This window comes from Pseudoalteromonas luteoviolacea (assembly GCF_001696455.1).
Taxonomy (GTDB): domain Bacteria; phylum Pseudomonadota; class Gammaproteobacteria; order Enterobacterales; family Alteromonadaceae; genus Pseudoalteromonas; species Pseudoalteromonas luteoviolacea_C.
Genome location: NZ_MAUJ01000009.1, coordinates 191,449 through 197,979, shown reverse-complemented (window position 1 = coordinate 197,979; position 6,531 = coordinate 191,449). Strand labels below are relative to the sequence as shown.

At 43.6% G+C, this 6,531-nt stretch carries 8 protein-coding genes; 3 read left to right on the top strand and 5 right to left on the bottom strand.

Annotated features, from left to right (window positions below; translation table 11 throughout):
• The first annotated feature begins 559 nt into the window (after positions 1 to 559).
• On the top strand, positions 560 to 1,090 hold the full coding sequence (locus A7985_RS21365; protein ID WP_065792474.1) for a gamma carbonic anhydrase family protein: 531 nt from the start codon (positions 560 to 562) through the stop codon (positions 1,088 to 1,090).
• Here the strand turns inward: A7985_RS21365 and A7985_RS21360 are convergent.
• Positions 1,076 to 1,315: a DUF1488 domain-containing protein gene (locus tag A7985_RS21360; RefSeq protein ID WP_065792473.1), complete on the bottom strand. Its 240-nt coding sequence runs from the start codon at positions 1,313 to 1,315 to the stop codon at positions 1,076 to 1,078. The two genes, A7985_RS21365 and A7985_RS21360, sit on opposite strands and share 15 nt — an antisense overlap.
• A 1-nt stretch (position 1,316) precedes the next feature.
• On the bottom strand, positions 1,317 to 2,126 hold the full coding sequence (aroE, locus tag A7985_RS21355) for a shikimate dehydrogenase (protein WP_065792472.1): 810 nt from the start codon (positions 2,124 to 2,126) through the stop codon (positions 1,317 to 1,319).
• Positions 2,127 to 2,152: 26 nt separating this feature from the next.
• Here aroE and A7985_RS21350 point away from each other — a divergent pair, with 26 nt between their 5' ends.
• A complete protein-coding gene (locus A7985_RS21350) occupies positions 2,153 to 2,614 on the top strand; it encodes a group II truncated hemoglobin (RefSeq protein WP_063383046.1) in 462 nt (153 codons plus the stop codon).
• A gap of 103 nt (positions 2,615 to 2,717) precedes the next feature.
• Positions 2,718 to 4,325: a methyl-accepting chemotaxis protein gene (locus tag A7985_RS21345; protein ID WP_065792471.1), complete on the top strand. Its 1,608-nt coding sequence runs from the start codon at positions 2,718 to 2,720 to the stop codon at positions 4,323 to 4,325.
• Between the two features lie 78 nt (positions 4,326 to 4,403).
• On the opposite strand, the gene hemF is transcribed toward A7985_RS21345, so the two are convergent.
• The 3 genes from hemF to A7985_RS21330 are packed head-to-tail and all read right to left on the bottom strand — an operon-like array spanning position 4,404 to position 6,472.
• Positions 4,404 to 5,327, bottom strand: a complete 924-nt coding sequence (hemF, locus tag A7985_RS21340) for an oxygen-dependent coproporphyrinogen oxidase (protein WP_065792470.1) — start codon at positions 5,325 to 5,327, stop codon at positions 4,404 to 4,406.
• A 4-nt stretch (positions 5,328 to 5,331) separates the two neighbouring features.
• Positions 5,332 to 5,907: an L-threonylcarbamoyladenylate synthase gene (locus tag A7985_RS21335; protein WP_065792469.1), complete on the bottom strand. Its 576-nt coding sequence runs from the start codon at positions 5,905 to 5,907 to the stop codon at positions 5,332 to 5,334.
• Complete coding sequence (locus tag A7985_RS21330; RefSeq protein ID WP_065792468.1) at positions 5,894 to 6,472, bottom strand: DNA topoisomerase family protein; 579 nt, start codon at positions 6,470 to 6,472, stop codon at positions 5,894 to 5,896. The genes A7985_RS21335 and A7985_RS21330 overlap by 14 nt, the downstream gene beginning before the upstream one ends.
• Positions 6,473 to 6,531: the final 59 nt, after the last annotated feature.

Here is a 6,531-nt window from a genome sequence, read left to right as displayed (position 1 = left end):
TTTTTGGTACCAAGTACCTGACTCAATGAATACTGATTGATAATTTCTTATAAAAGAAATAAATCGAATTGACTGTTATAGTCACTCAGTAAAATTGAGATTCTAATTCTTTTGCTCCTGAATCAAGAGCTGTTAGAACTCAATCTGTACGAGTGCCCACACAGATGATTGCTTCATATTTTTAAAGAACAATGTAACTAACCCTTGGTTAGTTACCGCAGCGTTGCTGCGAAGTGGAGCGCCATATTAACCGCTTCACTTTTAAAGTCAACTAGAAAATTTAATTTTTTAATTAATCTTTCAATTTAACTTTAACCTTCACTTTGCTTTGCGCTTTTCGTTGCATCCCGCCGTGTCAGTGGGTGCGCATTATAGGGGGTTCCTGAATTAGTGCAAGCACTTTTTTAAGTAAAGTTAGAAAAACACGTAGTTCGCGCAATTATCAACCTAAACGCACTAAAATAGAATATTTAACGTACAAAAGTCGTGTTTAGACCCTATAGCGATTTATATGATTAGACTCTAAACTAGGCGAATCTTCTCTTAAGAGTTTTAAAACATGTTAAGAACATATAAAGGTATTGCCCCTAAATTATCCGAAGGGGTTTATATTGATGAAAGCGCTGTATTGGTCGGTGACATTAGTATTGGCAAGGATAGTAGTGTTTGGCCTTTGGTCGCAGCTAGAGGTGATGTCAATTACATCAAAATTGGTGAAAGAACTAACGTACAAGACGGCAGCGTCCTACATTTAACACGCAAAAGTGAAACAAACCCAGAAGGTTACCCGCTCATAATTGGGGATGACGTGACGGTTGGGCATAAAGTCATGCTACACGGCTGTCAGTTGGGCAATCGTATATTGGTTGGTATGGGTGCAATTGTTATGGACAATGTCACCGTGGAGGACGATGTCATTATAGGTGGTGGCGCTTTAGTCCCACCTAATAAAACATTAGAGTCTGGCTATTTGTATGTTGGTAGCCCAGTAAAACAAGCACGCCCATTAACCGATAAAGAGCGTACTTTCTTAAAAGTGTCTGCACAAAACTATGTAGAGCTAAAAGAAGAATATCTACAAGAAAGTTAACTCAACTTCACCCGATGCCGAGTAATCCTCATCTTCTATTCGTTGCTCGGCTTGCATTTCGTAATCAAATTGGTGGTTTCTAAAGTGAGTAATAGGCTCATGTTCAGTTTCAGGCACAGTCACCACACAAGGTACTATCATCCCAGACACCATAGCCGTAAACACCAACCGACGGCGTGACCCATCAAAGTGTATATCGTCATTGAACAAAATAGATTGATTCATTTTATTTCGCCTTTTCTAGCAAGGGGTCAACGTTCGGATATTTTCCTCGCCATACCAAATATGCCTCCGCGGCTTGACCGATAAGCATCCCCATCCCATCCATTAAATAGCATGCATTATTATTATTGGCTAGCCACGTTAGAAAACTCGTACGCTCATTGCTATAAAACATGTCGTAGCCCCATACCACTTTAGTAATGAGCTGACTGGATATCTTTGGCGTGTCGCCGGTCACACTTGATGAAGTTGAATTTATCACACCAGTAAATGGTAATTCTGGTATATCGTCAAGCGGTGCAGCCTCCACATCTCCGTATGGCGTAAATAACTCCGCCAGTGCTTGCGCTTTTGTGACCGTACGATTTGCAATCACAATTTTCCTTACACCTGCTTTAAGTAGAGGATAGATACACCCTCTTGCGGCACCACCAGCACCTAATAATAAAACCACAGCATCTTGCAATTGCGCTTGATGCCTTTGTAGATCTGCGACTAAACCTGCGCCGTCGGTATTGTCACCAAGGACCAACCCATTCTCTTGTAACTTTAACGTGTTCACCGCACCGGCCAATTTTGCGCGCTCAGTAAGTGTGTCTGCATAATCAAACGCCACTTCTTTAAAAGGTAGCGTAACGTTTGCCCCTTTACCTCCACCAGCAAAGAAGTCTTTGATACTACTTATAAAGCCATCCTCTGGTGCGAGTATCGCGGTATATTCGATATGCTCATTGAGTTGAGATGCAAATTGCGAATGAATCTCTGGCGATTTAGAATGCTTTATCGGGTTACCAAAAACCGCATATTTGTCCATTTTTAGCCTAACAATAGTGATAGTGAATGAAGCAGTTAATTAAACGCATCTTTCGCAAAGATGCAAGTGAAGATCAGACTACACAACAAAATCATCAAGCACCAACACCGGAGCGCACCCCCTATGAAATACTAGGCGGCGAGCAAGGCACGCTGGCACTGGCCAATCGCTTTTACGATATTATGGAAAGCGACCCGTACGCGAAGCCGCTTTACGATATGCACCCACTGCCGCTTGACAGGATCCGTCATGTATTTTTTGAATTTCTTTCAGGGTGGTTGGGCGGCCCAGATTTATTTGCAGAGAAGTACGGCCACCCTCGCCTGCGTATGAGACATATGCCATTCCCCATCAATCAAGATCTGCGCGACCAATGGATGCATTGCATGGATAAAGCATTAGAAACGGAAGTTGATAACCCACTACTGCGAGAGGGACTAAGAAAATCCTTTGCTCAGCTCGCGACACATATGATTAACCAAGACTAAAGTGCTATTTAAATAAATGCACTAGACAAGCTACATTTGCGCTGAGTCAAATCTCAATCTAGAGTTCGCACGCATAATAGACACTTAATTCAAATTAGGTGCGATGCGTGTGAAGTCTATTCAACATAAAATATATGCCCTACTCGCCATTACCGGTGTGCTGGTATTGATCGCCAGTATTCTGAGTAACAGCAATCAACAAAAATCCCTTGCCGAGAAAACCGTCGAAACCAATATTAGACTGCTTGCAGATAATTATTTCGATTCTATCAACACTATGATGCTCACAGGGACAATGGCAAACCGCCAAATCTTGGGTGATAAGTTACGCAACCACGATAATATAGAAGATGCACATATTATCCGTGGTGAAAAAGTAAATGCCTTATATGGTCAAGGTAATCCGAATGAATCACCACAATCCGACTCCGAACGAGCAGCTCTCAATGGTAAAGAATTGCTGGTGATTGAGCAAAAGGGTGATAAGCGGGTTATGACCTATTTAAAACCTATGGTTGCCAGTGCTGATTATAAAGGTACAAATTGCCTCGGCTGTCACCAAGCGCAAGAAGGTGATGTACTAGGCGCTGTGAAAATTAGTTACTCGCTTGAAGAGATTGACGACACCGTCCATGAAAACACCCTACTAAGCACCGCTATTCTGACAACCATATTTGCCACAGCGTTTTTAATCCTTGGTATTTTGTTCCGTAAGCTGTTTATTGTCAGACTGAAAAACCTCGGTAGAACCATGCGACTGGCGACGACAAACCAAGACCTTAGCTTACGCATAGATGATGAGATAGATGATGAACTAGGTCGATTGGCCACAAACTTCAATAAAATGATGGCGGCGTTTAAAGACAGTATTGCAGAGGTATCACGCTCCTCAAAAGTACTCATCCACTCTGCCGAGCACATTTATACCGCCGCAGAGACGACAGAGACTGCTATACAGTCTCAAAAACAAGGCACTGACTCTGTTGCGGCTGCCATTAATGAACTAGAAAGTTCATCCAGTGAAGTTAAAAACACCACGCACTTTGCCTCAGAAAAGTCAGATAGCAGTAATCATCTTGCCGAGCAAAGTATGTCGATTGCACATACGACTGAACAAAGCATCAATCAGTTAGCACAAGATATTAGAGACGCGTCAAACCAAGTGAGCCAACTGCAAACCCAAACCTTGGCCGTAGGTAAAGTGTTAGAAGTTATTAGTAGTATTGCAGAGCAAACCAACTTATTAGCACTTAATGCCGCAATTGAAGCCGCCCGTGCAGGTGAAGCTGGTAGAGGGTTTGCCGTCGTTGCAGATGAAGTCAGAACACTGGCAACCCGAACACATGACTCTACAGATGAAATCCGCAGAACAATAGATAAATTGCAGCAAGAGGCTGAGCAAACAGTCAATGCGATGAATGCGTCTTGTGCCGAAGCGGACGATCGTGCGCAGCAAGTACAACAAGTTGCGCAGGCGCTAAAAGACATTTCATCGCAAATGCACGAGATCAATGCGCTTAATGTGCAAATTGCCGATGCCACCGAGCAGCAGAACCTAGCGGCTGAGGAAATAAACCAAAGTGTGATTGCGATAAGAGACAACGCTGAGCAATCATTGGTTGATGCTCATGGCAGTAAACAAGTGAGTGAAGAACTACTAGAATTGGCCCGCTCGCTTGACGAGCAAGTGAGAGGTTTTAAGCTAGATTAGGTTGAACGACTAGTCCAACTAAAAAAGGAACCTTTCGGTTCCTTTTTATTTTGTCATTTATGACAAGCTACGCACCAATCACAGATTACTGATATTCAACCAATCTTGTGGCTTTAAAAAGTGCTCATATAAACGTGCTTCGTTAGAGTCAGATTCGGGTTTGAAATCATACTCCCAACGCGCCAATGGTGGCATCGACATTAAAATAGATTCCGTGCGGCCGCCACTTTGCAGACCAAACAAGGTGCCTCTGTCCCAGACAAGATTAAATTCGACGTAGCGACCACGACGGTATAACTGGAACTCACGTTCTTGTTCGGTAAAAGGTTGTGATTTTCTACGTTCAATAATAGGCATGTAAGCGGGTAAGAAACCTTCCCCTACAGCCTGCATAAACGCAAAACTCTTATCGAATCCCCATTCATTCAAATCATCAAAGAATAAACCGCCGACACCGCGCGTCTCATCACGATGTTTGAGGTAGAAGTAATCATCACACCACTTTTTGTAATTTGGGTAAACGGCTTCACCAAAGGGATCGCATAGCTCTTTGGCAACTTTATGCCAATGCTTAACATCTTCCAATTGAGGATAAAATGGTGTTAAGTCAAACCCACCGCCAAACCACCAAATGGGTGCTTCACCTTCTTTTTCAGCAATAAAGAAGCGCACATTGGCATGACTTGTTGGAATGTGTGGGTTTTTAGGGTGGATCACCAATGACACACCACAGGCATGAAAACTACGACCCGCCAATTCAGGACGATGTGCCGTTGCAGACGCAGGCATTGACGCACCATATACATGAGAGTAGTTAACCCCCCCCTGCTCGATAACATCACCGCCTCTTAGTACACGCGTTCGGCCACCACCACCTTCTGCACGCGCCCACTTATCTTCAACAAACTTGCCACTGCCATCAGCTAGCTCTAAGCCTTGGCAAATGTCGTCTTGTAATTTAAGCAAGAATGCTTTGACTGTCTCTAGATTGACCTTACTCACCTGCTTAGCTCCTAAATACTTTACCAGTCATTGCATCGCGAATTTGGCTTGGAGAAGTTCGCCCGCCTAATTCGCCATCTTGATAAAAACCAACGCGTCCATTAAACATCGCTTTGGCTTCGCCAATGGTCATCGCAGGTTCTTCGCCGCTGAAGTTGGCACTGGTAGATACCAAAGGTTTGCCAAACTCCTGACAAAGCTGTTTAACAACAGGGTGATCGGTCACACGAACCGCGATGCTAGTATGCTCACCAGTTAACCACTTTGGGGTTGTCGGTTTAGCAGGCAACACCCAAGTAACAGGGCCAGGCCAAGCAGAGAAAATTTCAGCTCGTTTATCCATGGGAATTTTCGCATCATCAACATAATTCAAACACTGAGCAAAATTATCCGCAATTAAGATTAACCCCTTTTCTATTGGGCGCTCTTTCAAAGCCAATAACTTGTGTACCGCACTCTCACTATCAGGGTCGCAGCCAAGACCAAAAATTGCCTCTGTGGGATAGCAGATCAACTCGCCTTGTTGCAACGCTTCAATCGCCGATTGCGGCTGTTCATTAGGTGTTTCATTGTGACTCATTAGGATCCTCAATCATATGCTGACAAGCTTTTTGCGGACATTGTAGCATAGCTTTTCCGGCGCGCTGTTTTTGCACCATGACTGGCCAATTACACTGTTCACACGGATGCGCAACCGGGTGCTGATTCAAACTGTACTTACATTTTGGATAGGCATCGCAGGCATAAAAAAACTTGCCGTATTTATTTTTACGCTTTTGTAGCTGGCCTTTTTGGCATTTAGGACACGCAGGTAAAGATTCAGTCTCTTCTTCCTCTTCGTGCACTATAAAATGACATTCGGGGTAGCCCGTGCACCCAATAAACATGCCGTAACGACCATTTCTAATCACAAGATGTTTACCACACTTAGGGCAATCAGCATCATCCAGAATTTTTATGTCATGACTGTCATGATGTGCAAATGAGCGCATATAGTCGCAGGTTGGATAGCTGGCGCAGCCAAGAAATGCCCCATTTTTAGAATGCTTGACCACCAGCTCAGACCCGCACTTGGGACAGACTTCATATTCTTTTTCTAATGCATGCTGATTGGCATTAAAAAGTGAGTGGTCAATTTTGCTCATTGAAATAACCTTGGGTTGTGCACGCTTTGCACTATTTTACTCTGTGTATGAGTTTAGTT

What these genes read in the sequence shown, in the direction of transcription:
- A7985_RS21350 (WP_063383046.1), top strand. Translation starts at nt 2,153, where the DNA reads ATGAAGCAGTTAATTAAACGCATCTTTCGCAAAGATGCAAGTGAAGAT.
- aroE (WP_065792472.1), bottom strand. Translation starts at nt 2,126, where the DNA reads ATGGACAAATATGCGGTTTTTGGTAACCCGATAAAGCATTCTAAATCG.
- A7985_RS21335 (WP_065792469.1), bottom strand. Translation starts at nt 5,907, where the DNA reads ATGAGTCACAATGAAACACCTAATGAACAGCCGCAATCGGCGATTGAA.
- A7985_RS21330 (WP_065792468.1), bottom strand. Translation starts at nt 6,472, where the DNA reads ATGAGCAAAATTGACCACTCACTTTTTAATGCCAATCAGCATGCATTA.
- A7985_RS21365 (WP_065792474.1), top strand. Translation starts at nt 560, where the DNA reads ATGTTAAGAACATATAAAGGTATTGCCCCTAAATTATCCGAAGGGGTT.
- A7985_RS21360 (WP_065792473.1), bottom strand. Translation starts at nt 1,315, where the DNA reads ATGAATCAATCTATTTTGTTCAATGACGATATACACTTTGATGGGTCA.
- A7985_RS21345 (WP_065792471.1), top strand. Translation starts at nt 2,718, where the DNA reads ATGCGTGTGAAGTCTATTCAACATAAAATATATGCCCTACTCGCCATT.